This is a genomic window from Rhodococcus qingshengii JCM 15477, from assembly GCF_023221595.1.
Lineage (GTDB): Bacteria > Actinomycetota > Actinomycetes > Mycobacteriales > Mycobacteriaceae > Rhodococcus_F > Rhodococcus_F qingshengii.
This window is the reverse complement of record NZ_CP096563.1, coordinates 2,482,031-2,498,041: the sequence shown is the minus strand read 5'-3', so window position 1 is coordinate 2,498,041 and position 16,011 is coordinate 2,482,031. Positions and strand designations below refer to the sequence as shown.

Genomic DNA, 16,011 nt, shown 5'->3' with positions numbered 1-16,011 from the left:
TGCATCTGGCGTGACGCCGCCGCGGCGCCCACCATCGCAGGTTGGGCAAGTGCAAAGATGAGTCAGGCCCGGGTCGACGTGATCCGGGCGAGAACCGATCAGCGAAAGGCACGCACGTGTCGTACCTGCTTCGCGTCCAACTGCCCGATCGACCAGGCAGCCTCGGCGCGCTCGCCGTAGCTCTCGGATCCGTGGGCGCAGACATCCTCTCCCTCGACGTCGTGGAACGAGGTGACGGTTTTGCCATCGACGACCTCGTGGTCGACGTCGAACCGGGCGCGCTGCCCGACACCTTGATCACCGCTGCCGAGCATCTACCGGACGTGCTGGTCGATTCGATCCGCCCCTACGCCGGGATTCTCGACACTCACCGCGAGCTCGAACTCATAGATTCCGTTGCGACGGCCCGAAACGATCGACTACAGGTCCTCGTCGACGGCGCGCCGCGTGTACTGCGAGTCGGCTGGTGCGTCGTCGCGGACATCGGCAAGCACGGTGCGTACCGCGTCGTCGGTAGTGCCGGCGCGCCGGAAACCCACGCCACCGACATTCCGTGGATGCCACTGGACAAGCCCACCGCCCTCGACGGCGAGGCCGACTGGGTTCCGGACGTATGGCGCGACATGAACACCAGCCTCGCTGCCGCACCTCTCGGCTCCGGCAAACGAGTCCTCATGCTCGGTCGTCCCGGTGGGCCCGAATTCCGCCCTTCGGAGATAGCCCGCCTCGGCTACCTCGCAGGAATCGTGGCGACGGTACTGGGTTGACCAGGCCGGCTGATCAGGCCAGGCCGCGAACCATGACGGTCAGTTCCATACCGCGAATCGGCTCCCACGCCCGCTCGGGATCGGGGACGAAACCGTTGCGGTCGTAGATACGACGGGCATCGACCATCTCGGGCTGCGTCGAGATGACCACCGAGTGATCGCCGCGGTCGTAGGCTTCGGCGATCACTGCGCGAACCAATGCGGTTCCGGCGCCCGATCCCCGAGCTTGCGGCGAGACTGCGAGCATGCGGAACTCGAGTTCGCCCTTCTGCGCAACATCCGCGAAGGGCGTGCCGGGTTCTGCAATCGTCAACGAGCCCACGACTTCGTCACCGAGAACCGCAACCAGCACCCGGCCCTGCTCCACCCGAGTTGCGGTGTCTCGCAGGCGCTCCGCGTACGGCGATCCGCCGGCGACAAATCCGCCACCCACGTACGACTGCACAGTCAGCTCCCCGACGGTCTCGAACTCAGCCGGTAGAACTTCACGAATCTCGATCATGGCGTCACTATCGCACCCAGCACACCAATCTCAGAAATCGGACAAAGTCACTCTGGTTCGTCCAAATCGGTGGGAGCGACCGCATCCGGGCCATCTTCGAGCAACCGCCGGAAGCCGTCTTCGTCGAGCACCGGCACACCCAATTCGACCGCCTTGTCGTGCTTGGAACCGGGCGCTTCACCGACGACGACAAACGCAGTCTTCTTCGAGACCGACCCTGCCGCCTTACCGCCGCGCACCAGAATCGCTTCCTTCGCCTGATCACGCGAGTAGGTCTCGAGCGAACCGGTGACGACGATCGAGAGGCCCTCGAGATTGCGCGGAATCGAATCGTCGCGTTCATCCTCCATGCGTACTCCGGCCGACGCCCACTTGTCGACGATCTGCTGATGCCAGTCGACGGAGAACCACTCCACGACGGCGGCGGCGATAGTCGATCCGACGCCGTCCACTGCAGCCAACTCGTCGACCGAGGCTTCCCGAATGCGTTGCAGCGAGCCGAATTCGCCGGCCAACGCCCTCGCGGCAGTGGGGCCGACGTGCCGAATCGACAGTGCCACAAGCACTCTCCACAGCGGCTTGTCCTTGGCCGAATCCAGGTTGGCCAGCAAGCGTTTTCCGTTGGCGGACAGGGATCCCGCATTGGTGCGGAAGATCGGAACTTCGATCAGTTTCTCGGCGTCGAGTGAGAAGAGATCGCCCTCGTCGCCGATGACCTTCGCCTCCAACAGCCCGGTCGCGGCCTCGTACCCGAGCACCTCGATGTCGAATGCACCGCGCCCCGAGACGTGGAACACGCGCTCGCGCAACTGCGCCGGGCAGTACTGCTGATTGGGGCATCGCACGTCGACGTCGCCCTCTTTCGCGGGTGCCAACAACGTGCCGCACTCGGGACAATGTGTCGGCATGACGAACTCGCGCTCGGTACCGTCACGAACGTCTGCCACGGGACCGAGAACCTCGGGGATGACGTCTCCGGCCTTGCGCAACACCACGGTGTCGCCGATCAGCACACCCTTGCGCTTGACCTCCGAGCCGTTGTGCAGCGTGGCCAAGGACACAGTGGAACCCGCCACCGTGACGGGTTCCATGTACGCGAACGGCGTCACACGACCCGTACGTCCGACACTGACCCGGATGTCGAGGAGCTTGGTCGTGACCTCTTCCGGCGGGTACTTGTACGCGATCGCCCACCGTGGTGCGCGCGACGTGGTGCCCAGACGTCGATGTAACGACATCTCGTCGACCTTGACCACCAACCCGTCGATCTCGTGCTCGACGTCGTGGCGGTGTTCTCCCCAGTACTTCATCTTCTCGACCACGGCGTCGGCGCCGACCACCCGTGAGGTGTGCGTGGACACCGGCAGACCCCAGGCGGCGAGGGCCACGTAGGCGTCGTACTGCGAGGCCGGCTCGAAACCTTCCATGCGCCCGAACCCGTGGCAGATCATTCCGAGGCGGCGACGCGCGGTGACGGCAGGATTCTTCTGACGCAGGGAGCCCGCCGCGGAGTTGCGCGGATTGGCGAACGGCGCCTTCCCCTCCTCCACCAGGGAGGCATTGAGTGCTGCGAAGTCCTCGAGGCGGAAGAACACCTCGCCACGCACCTCGAGCAGGCTCGGAATCGGGTACTCGTCCGTGGCGGTAAGGCGCTCCGGGATGTCGTTGATCGTCAAGGCGTTGAGCGTGACCAGCTCGCCCGTACGACCGTCACCGCGGGTTGCGGCACGAACGAGTTTGCCGTTCTCGTAGACGAGATTGAGGGCGACACCATCGATTTTCACTTCACAGAGATAGTGCAGTTCCGGCCCGGTTTCCTGCTCTACCTTGGCGATCCATGCTCGGAGCTCCGACTCGTCGAAGACGTTGTCGAGGCTGAGCATCCGCTCGAGGTGGTCGACGGACGTGAAGTCCGTCGCGAATCCGCCACCGACGAGTTGCGTCGGAGAGTCGGGAGTTCGCAGATCCGGGTACTGCTCTTCGAGAGCATTGAGCTGCCCGAGCAATGTGTCGAATGCACCGTCCGAAATGACGGGCGCATCACGAACGTAGTAGCGGAACTGATGCTGGCGTACCTCTTCGGCCAGCTCCGTCCACTGCTCGCGCGCCTCGTTGGGGGCTGGCTGCATTGCATCCGCGGTTTCAGTCACAGTTAGAAGATTATCGGTTCACACCGACACACCACACGACTCACATCGGAACGCACACACTAGAACGCCGACGGATCGTCCACCAATGCCTTTCCGACGTCTGTACACAGCCGAAGGGCGGCACGAGCCCAGTCGAGGTTCGCACCCGAAAGACCGCAACGCGGAGTGATCGCGACCTGGGTCTGCAGGAGTTCACGCGAGAAGCCGAGACGATCTACCAGTGTGACGGCGGGCATCGCACACTCTTTCCACGTCACCGGCTTTTCCGGCTCCACGGACGGAACCAGACCGAGCGCCAATTCCTTGCCGGCGTCGAACAACTGGCCGATACCGTCGAGATCGCGTGAGCCGATGAGCGACATGTCGAAGCTCACGCCGAACGCCTGGCTTCGCCTCAGTAGATCCCACGGCATGTCTGTGCCGCAGCTGTGGACGATTGTGGGCAGTCCGCAACCGCTGATCGTCGAGTCGAGTACGGCGAGTGCCTCGGGTTCCGGCAGTGCCGGAACGCTCTCCATCTTGGTGCGCCCAGGCAGCGAACCGGCCAGAACTGCCGCGATCTGCGGCTCGTCCAACTGGATCACCACTGCGGCGCCGGTGCGGCGAGTGACCTCGGCCGCATGACGCGCGAGACCCTCACCGAGTGATTCTGCGATGTCGCGGAGCGCACCGCGGTCGACGAGAACTCGCGAACCGTTTGCGACTTCGATCTCGGCGCCGAGTGTCAGCGGGCCGGCGGCTTGGAGCTTGACGACGTGGTCTCCGCCGACCAAGCGCGCCGACTCCCAGGCTTCCTCGAGCGCGTCGAGATCCTGATTCAGAAAGTCCTCGGCTCGCTTCGCGACATTGCCCCTCCGAGGCACGACTCGATAGGCACGGGTCGAGGCGTCGAGGTTGATGTCGACCAGAATTGCCCCCGCCCGGCCGACCATGTCAGCACCGAGACCGCGGCTCGGCAACTCCACCAGATGCGGGAAACCACCCAGCTCACCGAGGATGGTTGCGGCACTTTCGCGGGCATCCGTGCCCGGCCAGGATCCGATTCCGGTGACGAGACCACCGATGGAAACCTGCTGCGTCACAGTGTGTTCGGCTCGGATTCGGTGCCCGAGATGGTGCCACTGCCGAGGACCTGGTCACCCAGTTCGCGGTCGGGGCGATACAACACGACGGCCTGGCCCTTCGCGACGCCGGTCAGTGGTTCGCGCAACGAAATGGAGATGCCGCCGCCCGAAGTACCGTCGTCGACGGCCTCCGCAACGGCCTGCGCAAGTCCGCCGTGCGCACGGACCTGCACCATGCATTCGACGGGGCCCTCCGGCGCCTGGCCCGAGGTCCAGATCGCACGCTGCGCCGAGATGGCCCAGACGTCGAGATTCTTGGCCGAACCGACTCGCACCGTTCCGGTTTCGGGCTCGATCGCGGTCACGTACCGCGGACGGCCGTCACCTGCGGGACCTTCGACGCCGAGGCCCTTGCGCTGTCCGATCGTGAAGCCGTGTACGCCGTCGTGTGCAGCGAGGACCTCACCAGAATCGGCGTCGACGACGCTTCCCGGACGAACGCCGATGCGCGCACCCAGGAATGCTCGGGTATCGCCGGTCGGGATGAAGCAGATGTCATGGCTGTCAGGCTTGTTCGCCACAGCCAGACCGCGCTCGGCGGCTTCCTCGCGGATCTGTTCTTTCGGTGTGTCACCGATCGGGAACATCGCTCGCGAAAGCTGATCAGCCGTCAGCACACCGAGGACATACGACTGGTCCTTGTCCGCGTCGACCGCCCGGCGTAGGACGCCGTCTTCGAGGCGCGCGTAATGACCGGTCGCCACGGCATCGAAGCCGAGAGCGACTGCACGGTCGGCGAGTGCGGTGAACTTGATCTTCTCGTTGCAGCGCAGGCACGGATTGGGGGTCTCACCCGCTGCGTACGACGCCACGAAGTCGTCGATCACGTCTTCCTTGAAGCGATCGGCGAAATCCCAGACATAGAAGGGTATTCCGAGAACGTCGGCGGCGCGCCTGGCGTCGCCGGCATCTTCCTTCGAGCAGCATCCACGCGAACCCGTCCGCAATGCGCCCGGCGCCGTGGACAAAGCAAGATGAACGCCGACGACGTCGTGTCCGGCGGCGACAGCGCGGGCGGCGGCGACAGCGGAGTCGACACCTCCGCTCATGGCTGCGAGTACTCGCATCAGCGATCCCCTCCACGCGAACCGGCACCGGCAAGACCGGCGGCCCGAGCGCGCTCTACTACTTGTGGAAGCGCAGCGATGAGCGCGTCCACATCGGTGACACTCGACGTATGTCCGAGCGAAAATCTCAGTGAGCCACGCGCGACGGGCGATTCGACGCCCATCGCGATCAAGACATGGCTGGCTCTGGCCACACCGGCGGTGCAGGCCGAACCGGTGGAACATTCGATACCGGCGGCGTCGAGCAGCATCAGCAACGAATCGCCCTCGCAGCCGGGGAAGGTGAAGTGCGCGTTACCGGGAAGCCGATCGGATCCGGTCGGGCCGTTGAGCACCGACTCGGGAAGAATCTCCAGGACTCCGTCGATCAAACGGTCACGCAACTGCGCCAATTCCCTTGTGCTGGAATCGAAGTTCTCGACGTTTGCGCGCAGCGCCGCAGCCATCCCGACAACGCCCGCAGTATCCGGAGTGCCCGAACGCAGATCACGTTCGTGTCCGCCGCCGTGAAGGAGCGGCACACACGGAACCTGGCGTCCGAGCAGCAGTGCGCCGACGCCGTGCGGACCACCGAACTTGTGCGCCGCGATGCTCAGCGCGGACAATTTGCTCGCCGCGAAATCGACCGGCAATTGCGCAACGGCCTGAACCGCGTCGCTGTGCATCGGAATCTCGAACTCAGCCGAAATCTCCGCCAACTCCACGATCGGCATGATCGAGCCGACCTCGTTGTTGGCCCACATCACCGTCACGAGTGCTACCTCGTCGGCGTGGACGGAAAGCTCGTCACGCAAGGTCTGCGGATCGACGACACCGTTCTCGTCGACCGGCAACCACGTCACGCGCGCGCCCTCGTGCTGCTCGAGCCACTCGACGGCGTCGAGCACAGCATGATGCTCGACGGAGCTGGCCAGGATGCGAGTGCGTCGCGGGTCTGCGTCACGGCGAGCCCAGTAGATGCCCTTGACCGCGAGATTGTCGCTCTCGGTGCCTCCGGAGGTGAAGATGACCTCCGACGGCCGCGCACCCAGGCTGGCGGCGATCGATTCCCGCGATTCCTCGACGCGGCGCCGGGCCGCACGGCCGGAGCCGTGCAGCGAGGACGCGTTACCCACGGTTTTGAAGGTATCGGTCATCGCCTCGATAGCGGCTGCCGACATCGGAGTCGTGGCGGCATGATCGAGGTACACCGGAAATCCGGCGTGGGCACTGTGTGCAGGCAGAGTCATGGCTTGACAAGGATAGCCCAGCACGAGAGTTCGACCAGCCTCGCTCAGCAGGCTAAGCGCTCATCGCCGGGGAAGGATCGATTTGTCCCACGGCTTGTGTCACGAGTTCCGGTGCGGGGTCGAAGATGTCGTGAGCTGCCAGATCGATGATGTCGACGCCGCGTACGGCTCTCTCGCATCGCTGCGCGAGATCGGCTCGACACTCCCCTGCCTCCTCGAGCGGAGCCAGCCTGACCTTCACCTCGACGTTCTTCTGACGCAGGATCCGACGGATGGACTGACCGATCGTTTCGGTGCCGACAAAGCAGGGTCCGGTGCACAGGGAACCGTCGGCGTTCTCGTAGCGGATCGCCATCGGCTGAACCGGGCATTCGGCGTCGACGGCTGCTTGGAACATCGCCGGACGAAAACCGCCGTACGCCCGCCCGCACCAGGTCGTTCCCTCGGGGAACACCATCACCCGGACACCTCGCTGCAGGCGTTCGCGAACGACGTCGACGGTTCCGGGGAGTTCACGCAGGCGAGCGCGGTCGATGGGGACGACGCGCATCCGGCGCGCGAGACCGCCGAGCACTGCCCAGTCGAGCAGGTCGGCGCGGGCGACGAAGTTGGCCGGAGCAACGGCGCTCGCGACGAGGACATCGGTCCAGGACACGTGACCGGCGACAACCATGACCCCGTCAGGTTCCGCGCGCCCCAACCGCTGATCGTCGACCGTCAGCTTCATCCCCAGACAACGAAGCAACGCGCGCGAGTATCCGCGTTGCATCTCAGTACGCCAGGTGCGCGGGAGCAGCCAGCCGGCCGAAAGCACAGGCGCAGTCAACAGTGCGGCACCGACCATGACCCCGCGGGCCATCACGGTGATACTCGACACACCGGGTGCGTCCGCGGGTAGGCACCCGTCGCCGCAGGGGCTCGTCGGCACCCAGTACGGCACCGCCGCGGTCATCAGCCGATCCCCGACTCGTGTGCGGCGGCCGCCGATCGCAGCCGTTCCAGATAGCGCTTGTTGGCGGAGTGAAGGCCCTGCAGCGCAACAAAATCGGCCACACCGAACTCGGGATCGTGAGCAGGTTCCCCGCAGATCATCGCGCCCATCCGCAAGTAACCACGGAGCAACGGTGGCATCGTCACGCGTTCCGGTGCGGCGATCTCGTCGAGCGTCAGACCCCCGAGGACCACCGGGTTTCGTGGGATCACCCGCCGCGACCCCGGACTGGCGTGCTTGTTCATCACGAAGTCACGGACGCCGCGGACATCGGCGCCGGCGATTGAATCGGGGCTCGGCAAGACGGGCACGGAGACGCAGCCCATCACCCACTCGTATCCGGTCAATTCGAGATAGTGCAGGATGCCCGACCACATCAGGCTCAGGACGGATCCGGTGCGGTGCGCGGGATCGACGCACGCGCGACCCATTTCGACGATCCTGTTCGACACCGGATCGAGCGCGGAGATGTCGAATTCGGTTGCGGTGTAATACCCACCCGCCGCCGCGGCGGAATCCGGCGGCAGCATTCGGTAGCAGCCGACGTACTCCTCGGTGATGTTGTCACGAACGAGTAGATGATCACAGAATTCGTCGAAGGCGTCGGCGTCGAGTTCGAACACCCCGGCCGAAGCGGGGAGGGAGAAGCCTGGCTCGGAGGCGAACACTCGGTATCGAAGGCGCTGCGCAGCGACACGATGCTCGCGGTCGGAGGAGACGATCAGGGAATATCTCGGCTGGGCGACCTCACGGCCGAGATTGTCACTCGCGGAGCGAAGGACTGACGTAATTGTCATGCGCAAGGTTTATCGAGCGCGAACGGCGTCTCGGTATCGACGAAGTGACATGCCGATGCAGGCCGGGTGAATAAAGCACTGTGCGCCTTTATCAACCGCGGGGGGTTGATAAAGGCGCACAGCAGTTTGTGCTTTTCAGCCCTTGTGGGACTTCACAGCTTCGGTGAGCTGCGGTGCGACGTTGAACAGGTCGCCCACGATGCCGAAGTCGGCGATCTCGAAGATGGGTGCCTCTTCGTCCTTGTTGACCGCGACGATGGTCTTGGACGTCTGCATGCCGGCACGGTGCTGGATGGCACCGGAAATGCCGAGCGCGATGTACAGCTGCGGCGAGACCGTCTTACCGGTCTGACCGACCTGGAACTGTCCGGGGTAGTAACCCGAGTCCACAGCGGCACGCGAAGCACCGACTGCAGCGCCGAGGGAGTCGGCCAGCTCTTCGACGACGGAGAACTTGTCCGCGCTGCCGACACCACGTCCACCGGAGACGACAACCGACGCCTCGGTGAGCTCCGGGCGGTCGCCGCCGACAATGGGCTCACGCGAGGTGACCTTGACGGCACTCTCGTCCTGGGCCGGAACCTCGACGGTGATCTGCTCGCCTGCGCCGGCCTGCGGAGCAGCCTCGACTGCGCCCGGACGAACCGAGTAGACCGGAACGTCGCCGTTGGCCTTGGCCTCGACGGTGAACGCGCCACCGAAGATGGAGTGGACGCCGGTGCCGTCAGCCTTGATCTCGATGACGTCGGTCAGCAATCCGGAGCCCAGACGTGCGGCCAGACGACCGGCAACCTCTTTGCCCTCGGTGCCGGCTGCGGTGATGACTGCTGCCGGGCTGGTGGACTCGACCAGAGCGGCGAGAACGTCGACCTTGGGGGTGACCAGGTAGCCGTCGATGTCGTCGGACTCGGCGACGTAGATCTTCTCGGCGCCGGCTGCTGCCAGAGCGTCGGCGAGCTTTGCTGCGGTGCCCGCGGGGCCGGCGACAACTGCCGACGGCTCACCGAGTGCGCGTGCAGCGGTGATGAGTTCGGTGCTGACCTTCTTCAGCGCACCCTCTGCGTGCTCTACGAGCACAAGTACTTCTGCCATGACTTAACTCTCCCTGAGTTCTTCTGCTGGATGTCTAGAAGGGCGCGATCAGATGACCTTGTTGCTGACGAGGTACGCGGCAATCTTGGTGCCACCGTCTCCCTCGTCGACGATGCGCTCACCAGCGGTACGGGGGGGCTTGGGGGTGGAGGACGTCACGGTGGTGCCGGCGTTGGCAACTCCGACGGTCTCCGGGTCGACTCCGAGGTCGGCCAGCGTGTAGACGAGAACTTCCTTCTTCTTCGCGGCCATGATGCCCTTGAAGGACGGGAAGCGCGGCTCGTTGATCTTCTCGGTGACCGAGACGATCGCGGGCAGCGAAGCCTCGAGGCCGAAGACGCCCTCGTCGGTCTCGCGCTCACCGGTGATCTTGCCGTCGGCGACGACGACCTTGCGCAGCTGCGTGAGCTGCGGGATGCCCAGGTACTCGGCGATGATGGCCGGAACAGCGCCGACGCGGCCGTCGGTGGCCTCGTTGCCGGCGATGATCAGGTCGGCAGGCTCGTCGTTCTCGAAGGTGATCTGTCCGAGAGCAGCAGCGAGCGTCCATGCGGTCTGGATCGCGTCGGAGCCGTGCAGTGCCGGGTCGTTGATGTGGACGGCCTTGTCGGCGCCCATCGAGAGAGCCTTGCGGATAGCGTCGGTGGCGCGGTCGGGACCTGCGGACAGCACCGTAACCTCACCGCCCTGAGCTTCCTTGATGAGGAGTGCTTCTTCGACGGAGCGCTCGTTGATCTCGTCGAGGACTGCGTCGGCGGCTTCACGGTCAAGCGTGTAGTCGCCGTCGGTCAGCTTGCGCTCGGACCATGTGTCGGGGACCTGCTTGATCAAAACAACGATATTCGTCATGGGTCTTCGTCGACCTCCTGTGTGTAATTCACCTGATAAATCGTCTGTGGTGCTCGCGCAGTCCGAGCGTCCGAAAAGAGAGTCCGACAGGTCTCCCTACGGGCGAATTTCTCGGTTCACGTCGGCTGTGCGTTAGATTACCCCACGTTAAGTTACCGGTGGGTAACTTAACGTGGAACCTCGTCCACCATAACGGCACGAACAGGAATTGACAGCAGTGATCTGGACCACGGCGAACACGTTCTACTCGGATGGCACTAATCTCGCACGGGTGAGTGAAACGAGTGTCAGCAACCACGAGGACGCACCCCTGCCCTTGACGGGCGAACGAACCGTGCCAGGAATCCCCGAGGAGAACTACTGGTTCCGACGCCACGAAGTGGTGTACCGCGCACTTCTGGAGCGCTGCACGAACCGCCGAGTCCTCGAGGCCGGTTCCGGAGAAGGCTACGGCGCCAACATGATTGCGGACGTCGCAACAAAGGTTACCGGCCTCGACTACGACATCTCCGCGGTCGAGCACGTCCGTGCCCGCTACCCCCGCGTCGAGATGCTCCACGGCAACCTCGCCGAGCTTCCACTGGCCGACAACTCGGTTGACGTCGTCGTCAATTTCCAGGTGATCGAGCACCTGTGGGATCAGGGTCAGTTCCTACGCGAATGCTTCCGAGTTCTCGCTCCCGGCGGTGAACTTCTCATCAGCACCCCCAACCGGATCACCTTCTCCCCCGGCCGCGACACGCCGCTCAACCCTTTCCACACTCGTGAGCTCAACGCCTCCGAAATGACCGAATTGCTCGAAGACGCCGGATTCCGCGTTCAGTTGATGACCGGCGTCCACCACGGTTCGCGCCTGAAGGAACTCGACGCCAAGCACGGCGGATCGTTCATCAATGCGCAGATCGACCGCGCGTTGGCCGGCGAGCCCTGGCCGGAAGATCTCACCCGCGACGTCGAGGGCATCACCGTCGACGACTTCAGCATCAGCGAACCCGACATCGACGACAGCCTCGACCTCGTCGCTATTGCCGTGAAGGAAACCGGCGAGTGAGTAACGCAACACCCGTCACCGAACCGGGGATGTTCGCCCTGGTTCTGCACTCCCATCTGCCGTGGCTCGCCAACCACGGCAGATGGCCAGTCGGCGAGGAATGGATCTACCAGTCCTGGGCTGCGTCGTACATTCCGCTCGCCGCCGCGCTACGACGCCTGGCCGACGAGGGCCGATCGCACCTGCTGACGCTGGGAATCACGCCCGTACTCGCGGCCCAGTTGGACGATCCCCACTGCCTCGCCGGGATGCATCACTGGCTCGGCAACTGGCAGATCCGCGCCCACGAGGCTGCCGGCATGCCGGACGCGGCGCACCGCGAACTCGGCGCGCGCGAACACCGGGCGTCAGCTGCCGCTCTCGCAGATTTCGAGACGCACTGGCAGCACGGCGCCTCACCGGTGTTCCGCGACCTCATCGATCGCGAGGCCTTCGAGCTTCTCGGCGGGCCGCTGGCCCACCCGTTCCAACCGCTGCTCGATCCTCGCTTGCGGGCGTTCTCCCTCCGCGAAGGTCTCGCCGACGCGCATGCCCGGTGGAATCACACTCCGACCGGGATCTGGGGACCCGAGTGCGGGTACACCCCGGGCATGGAGCGCGGGTACGCCGAAGCGGGCGTCACCCACTTCATGGTCGACGGCCCCGCCTTGCGCGGCGACACGTCCCTCGGCCGCCCGGTTCGAGAATCCGACGTAGTTGCATTCGGCCGCGACCTGCAGGTCAGCTACCGCGTCTGGTCCCCCAAGTCCGGATATCCGGGTCACGCCGCCTACCGCGACTTCCACACCTACGACCACGAGACGGGTCTCAAGCCGTCGCGGGTCACCGGACGGACCGTCGACTCCGCCGACAAGTTGCCGTACGACCCCGAACTCGCTGCGGCCGCCGTCGACAAGCATGTTGCCGACTTCGTCGAAACCGTTCGCGCGCGTCTGCGCAGTGAATCCACCCGCATCGGCCGCGACGCCCTGGTGGTCGCAGCTTTCGACACCGAACTGTTCGGGCACTGGTGGCACGAAGGTCCGCAGTGGCTCGAAAAACTCCTGCGCGCGCTTCCCGAGGCCGGAATTCGCGTCGGCACCCTCGCCGACGCCAAGGCATCGGGATACGTCGGCGAACCCGTTCAACTCGAGGATTCGTCCTGGGGATCGGGTAAGGACTGGCGTGTCTGGGCCGGCGATCAGGTGTCCGACCTGGTGCAACTGAACTCCGAGGTGGTCGATACCGCCCTCACCACCGTGGACAAGTCTCGCGGACGCGACAACGCACCCGGCCGACCGGAACTGCGAAACCGGGTCAACGATCAGGTACTTCGCGAGACACTGATGACAGTTTCGAGCGATTGGGCATTCATGGTGAGCAAGGATTCGGCCGCGGGGTACGCCCGCGAACGTGCGCACAAGCACGCCCATGCGACCAGGGAAATCTCCGAAGCGCTCGTTTCCGGCCGCGATGCCGTCGCCGTGCGACTCGCCGAAGGCTGGAATCGCGCCGACGGGTTGTTCCCGGGACTGGATGCTCGCCGTCTACCTGACACAGAACTGAGTCCGTCGTGAAAATTCTCATCGTCTCGTGGGAGTACCCACCGGTCGTCGTCGGCGGGCTCGGTCGACACGTCCACCATCTCGCCACCGAGTTGGCTGCTGCAGGCCACGAGGTCGTGGTTCTCTCGCGTCGCCCCTCCGGAACGGATGCGTCGACGCACCCGACGATCACGCACATTTCCGAGGGCGTCCTTGTCGTCGCAGTGGCCGAGGACCCCGCGCACTTCGTCTTCGGCGAGGACATGCTCGCGTGGACCCTCGCGATGGGTCACGCGATGGTCCGTGCCGGGATGGCGCTGCACAAGCCAGGAGTGGGCGAGGGCTGGCAGCCCGACGTCGTGCACGCGCACGACTGGCTGGTCGCACATCCGGCGATCGCCCTGGCCGAATTCTATGATGTCCCACTGGTTTCCACACTTCACGCCACCGAGGCGGGTCGCCACAGCGGCTGGATCTCCGGACGCATCAACCGCCAGGTCCACTCCGTCGAGTGGTGGCTGGCAAACGAATCCGACTCTCTCATAACTTGTTCGGCGTCCATGCAGGAAGAAGTGACCGAGCTCTACGGCCCGACGCTGCCGCCGATCACCGTCATCCGCAACGGAATCGACGTGACCACGTGGAACTTTCGCGAACGTGGACCGCGATCCGGACCGCCGAAACTCCTCTTTGTCGGCCGCCTGGAATACGAGAAGGGCGTGCAGGACGCCATCGCAGCACTCCCCCGAATCCGTCGTAGCCACCCCGGCACGACCCTCGCGATCGCGGGCGAAGGCACCCAGTTCACCTGGCTCTACCAACAGGCACGCACGCACCGCGTCGCGCGGGCGGTGGACTTTCTCGGCAACCTCGATCACACGGAACTGCTCAGCTGGCTGCACGGAGCGGACGCCATCGTCCTGCCGTCGCGCTACGAGCCGTTCGGGATCATCGCCCTCGAAGCGGCGGCGGCCGGCACTCCGCTGATCACGTCCACCGCAGGCGGACTGGGCGAAGCCGTCGTCGACGGGGTGACGGGGATGTCCTTCCAACCGGGCGACATCGCCGGGCTCACCTCGGCTGTCCGCGAGGTACTCGACGATCCCGCCGGGGCACAGGAACGGGCAGTGGCCGCCCGCGCACGCCTGACATCGGACTTCGACTGGCATCAGGTCGCCGAGGAGACTGCTCACGTCTACGCGGGCGCGAAGCGTCGGGTGCGACAGCCGTTGGCCCGTCCGCAGATCCCCGAGCGTCCGCTGCCCGGTCGCTGAGCTCGCTTTGTGCTGATCTCAGGGGGTCGGGAGTGGCGCGGTGAAACGAGAACTCGCATCCCCGAGCAGATGGCCTGGTGGCAGCATCCGGCCGCACAGCACGAGCAGGAGATCCTGCGCCGCCCCGTGAACCTCGGCGCCGGCACCGTACGTCCAGTCTCGGTCGTCGGCGCGCAACCGAGCGCCGTCGAGGTCAGTTCCGAAATACTTCACGGTTTTGGGCGAGAGTCCGCTGAGCACACGAGTGAGCCGGTCTTCGGGCACCACGTAATCGTCGCCGAGTGCCACGCGAATGTCCTGACCGTGGATCACGTCGTGCGAGAGCGCACCCTCGAAGCCGCCGCCTGGAGGCTTCCACGGGTGTGCAACGTTGTCGCGAAGCGAGGCAAGCAGTTGTCGCTCACCGACTTCCGACGCATCGGCGAGCGCTCGCCGGTTCGACATCTTGTTGAAGTTTCCGCGTGACTTGACCATTTCCACGACGAATCGCGGCGCCGAGTATCGGTAGGGCATGGTGATGTGCGCGATCACTTCGCGGACCCGCCACCCCTCGCACAGGGTCGGCGCGTTCCACTGCTCCGTGCTCAGGCCTTCGAGAAATCCCACCAGTTCGCGGCGCTGCGCCACGACCCATTCGGGTGTCTGTTCGCTCATGTCGGCACTCCTTTCACCGGCGCAGACTTTCGGCGCCGATACCGATACAGACCGGTGGCGGCGCCGAAAGTAATCGCTGGTTCTGCCAAAAAGTGAGCTACGACGTCGACGACGCGTCGGCAGCGTCCGCAGCAGCCTTCTTGCGTGCGATGTCCTCGAGCGCCGCGATGTACTTTGCACGATCGGCAGCGCCGGCTTCCCAATCGGACTTGCGGTTCTTGACCGCCTTCGCGGGCGAGCCGACCGCGATGCTGTAGTCCGGGATGTCGCCTTTGACGACGGCGTGCGCCCCGAGGACACAACCGCGTCCGACGCGGGTATTTCGCAGCACGGTGACCTTCGCTGCCACCCACGTGTCCGGGCCGATACGGACGGGGCCCTTGACGATGCCCTGGTCCTTGATCGGGGTGTTGATGTCGTCCATGCGGTGGTCGAAGTCGCAGATGTAGCACCAGTCGGCTACGAGCGTCGACGCACCGATTTCGATGTCGAGGTACGTGTTGACGACGTTGTCCTTGCCGAAGACGACCTTGTCGCCGATGCGCAGCGAGCCTTCGTGGCAGCGGATCGCGTTGCCGTCACCGATGTGCACCCAGCGCCCGATCTCGAGGCGGGACAGGTCGGGGGTGGAATGGATTTCGACGTTCTTGCCGAGGAACACCATGCCGCGCAGGATCACGTGCGGGTTGGCCATCTTGAACTTGGCGAGACGGTAGTACCGCACCAGATACCAGGGTGTGTACGCCTTGTTCGCCAGAACCCATTTGAGGGAATCGACCGTCAAGAACTTGGCCTGATCGCTGTCGCCTCGGCGTGATCCCCGCCATCGAGTGCGCAACGGTGCGCCCCACATGCTCGTCATGAGTGTTCAGCCTACGTGGGGCCGACTCACCGACCCTCGGGGTGTGCCCCGTCACGTTGCCCCGGTCGGGATAGTCTCT

The 16,011-nt window shown here is 64.9% G+C and carries 15 protein-coding genes; 4 read left to right on the top strand and 11 right to left on the bottom strand.

Annotated features, from left to right (window positions below; all coding sequences use genetic code 11):
• Positions 1-116: 116 nt before the first annotated feature.
• Positions 117-767 (top strand): ACT domain-containing protein, encoded by a 651-nt coding sequence (locus tag M0639_RS11485; protein ID WP_064075202.1) that lies wholly within the window; start codon positions 117-119, stop codon positions 765-767.
• Between the two features lie 13 nt (positions 768-780).
• Here the strand turns inward: M0639_RS11485 and M0639_RS11480 are convergent, their stop codons facing one another.
• The 9 genes from M0639_RS11480 to M0639_RS11440 form a co-directional block, all read right to left on the bottom strand.
• Entirely contained in the window at positions 781-1,269 is a 489-nt protein-coding gene (locus tag M0639_RS11480) for a GNAT family N-acetyltransferase (RefSeq protein ID WP_003944764.1), read from the bottom strand.
• Positions 1,270-1,316: 47 nt separating this feature from the next.
• A complete protein-coding gene (gene ligA / locus M0639_RS11475; protein WP_007729389.1) occupies positions 1,317-3,398 on the bottom strand; it encodes an NAD-dependent DNA ligase LigA in 2,082 nt (693 codons plus the stop codon).
• An 80-nt stretch (positions 3,399-3,478) separates the two neighbouring features.
• The gene (locus tag M0639_RS11470; RefSeq protein WP_064075201.1) at positions 3,479-4,501 is read right to left on the bottom strand and encodes a uroporphyrinogen decarboxylase/cobalamine-independent methonine synthase family protein; all 1,023 of its coding nucleotides are present in this window, start codon (positions 4,499-4,501) and stop codon (positions 3,479-3,481) included.
• Positions 4,498-5,610, bottom strand: a complete 1,113-nt coding sequence (mnmA, locus tag M0639_RS11465) for a tRNA 2-thiouridine(34) synthase MnmA (protein WP_064075200.1) — start codon at positions 5,608-5,610, stop codon at positions 4,498-4,500. The genes M0639_RS11470 and mnmA overlap by 4 nt, the downstream gene beginning before the upstream one ends.
• Positions 5,610-6,839 carry a cysteine desulfurase family protein gene (locus M0639_RS11460; protein ID WP_019747909.1) on the bottom strand — a complete coding sequence of 410 codons (1,230 nt, stop codon included), beginning with the start codon at positions 6,837-6,839 and terminating at the stop codon, positions 5,610-5,612. The genes mnmA and M0639_RS11460 overlap by 1 nt, the downstream gene beginning before the upstream one ends.
• Before the next feature lie 52 nt (positions 6,840-6,891).
• Positions 6,892-7,791, bottom strand: coding sequence for a lysophospholipid acyltransferase family protein (locus M0639_RS11455; RefSeq protein ID WP_007729400.1), 900 nt, complete (start codon positions 7,789-7,791; stop codon positions 6,892-6,894).
• A complete protein-coding gene (locus M0639_RS11450) occupies positions 7,791-8,627 on the bottom strand; it encodes a GNAT family N-acetyltransferase (RefSeq protein WP_064075199.1) in 837 nt (278 codons plus the stop codon). The genes M0639_RS11455 and M0639_RS11450 overlap by 1 nt, the downstream gene beginning before the upstream one ends.
• Before the next feature lie 135 nt (positions 8,628-8,762).
• Positions 8,763-9,719, bottom strand: a complete 957-nt coding sequence (locus M0639_RS11445; RefSeq protein WP_003944698.1) for an electron transfer flavoprotein subunit alpha/FixB family protein — start codon at positions 9,717-9,719, stop codon at positions 8,763-8,765.
• A gap of 48 nt (positions 9,720-9,767) precedes the next feature.
• A complete protein-coding gene (locus tag M0639_RS11440) occupies positions 9,768-10,568 on the bottom strand; it encodes an electron transfer flavoprotein subunit beta/FixA family protein (protein WP_003944754.1) in 801 nt (266 codons plus the stop codon).
• Between the two features lie 271 nt (positions 10,569-10,839).
• Between M0639_RS11440 and M0639_RS11435 the strand changes: the two genes are divergently transcribed.
• From M0639_RS11435 to M0639_RS11425, 3 genes are read left to right on the top strand one after another with little or no spacing between them, the layout of a single operon-like run.
• Entirely contained in the window at positions 10,840-11,619 is a 780-nt protein-coding gene (locus M0639_RS11435) for a class I SAM-dependent methyltransferase (protein WP_064075208.1), read from the top strand.
• Positions 11,620-11,648: 29 nt separating this feature from the next.
• Positions 11,649-13,175, top strand: coding sequence for a 1,4-alpha-glucan branching protein domain-containing protein (locus M0639_RS11430; protein WP_064075209.1), 1,527 nt, complete (start codon positions 11,649-11,651; stop codon positions 13,173-13,175).
• On the top strand, positions 13,172-14,416 hold the full coding sequence (locus tag M0639_RS11425) for a glycosyltransferase family 4 protein (RefSeq protein WP_003944732.1): 1,245 nt from the start codon (positions 13,172-13,174) through the stop codon (positions 14,414-14,416). The genes M0639_RS11430 and M0639_RS11425 overlap by 4 nt, the downstream gene beginning before the upstream one ends.
• Positions 14,417-14,434: 18 nt before the next feature.
• On the opposite strand, the gene M0639_RS11420 is transcribed toward M0639_RS11425, so the two are convergent.
• Both M0639_RS11420 and M0639_RS11415 read right to left on the bottom strand, forming a co-directional pair.
• Entirely contained in the window at positions 14,435-15,070 is a 636-nt protein-coding gene (locus M0639_RS11420; RefSeq protein WP_003944749.1) for a maleylpyruvate isomerase family mycothiol-dependent enzyme, read from the bottom strand.
• A gap of 97 nt (positions 15,071-15,167) precedes the next feature.
• Positions 15,168-15,932, bottom strand: coding sequence for an acyltransferase (locus tag M0639_RS11415; RefSeq protein ID WP_003944741.1), 765 nt, complete (start codon positions 15,930-15,932; stop codon positions 15,168-15,170).
• Positions 15,933-16,011: the final 79 nt, after the last annotated feature.

Coding starts and splice junctions, on each gene's coding strand:
- M0639_RS11480 (WP_003944764.1), bottom strand. CDS start 1,269: ATGATCGAGATTCGTGAAGTTCTACCGGCTGAGTTCGAGACCGTCGGG.
- ligA (WP_007729389.1), bottom strand. CDS start 3,398: ATGCAGCCAGCCCCCAACGAGGCGCGCGAGCAGTGGACGGAGCTGGCC.
- mnmA (WP_064075200.1), bottom strand. CDS start 5,610: ATGCGAGTACTCGCAGCCATGAGCGGAGGTGTCGACTCCGCTGTCGCC.
- M0639_RS11460 (WP_019747909.1), bottom strand. CDS start 6,839: ATGACTCTGCCTGCACACAGTGCCCACGCCGGATTTCCGGTGTACCTC.
- M0639_RS11455 (WP_007729400.1), bottom strand. CDS start 7,791: ATGACCGCGGCGGTGCCGTACTGGGTGCCGACGAGCCCCTGCGGCGAC.
- M0639_RS11450 (WP_064075199.1), bottom strand. CDS start 8,627: ATGACAATTACGTCAGTCCTTCGCTCCGCGAGTGACAATCTCGGCCGT.
- M0639_RS11445 (WP_003944698.1), bottom strand. CDS start 9,719: ATGGCAGAAGTACTTGTGCTCGTAGAGCACGCAGAGGGTGCGCTGAAG.
- M0639_RS11440 (WP_003944754.1), bottom strand. CDS start 10,568: ATGACGAATATCGTTGTTTTGATCAAGCAGGTCCCCGACACATGGTCC.
- M0639_RS11430 (WP_064075209.1), top strand. CDS start 11,649: ATGTTCGCCCTGGTTCTGCACTCCCATCTGCCGTGGCTCGCCAACCAC.
- M0639_RS11420 (WP_003944749.1), bottom strand. CDS start 15,070: ATGAGCGAACAGACACCCGAATGGGTCGTGGCGCAGCGCCGCGAACTG.
- M0639_RS11415 (WP_003944741.1), bottom strand. CDS start 15,932: ATGACGAGCATGTGGGGCGCACCGTTGCGCACTCGATGGCGGGGATCA.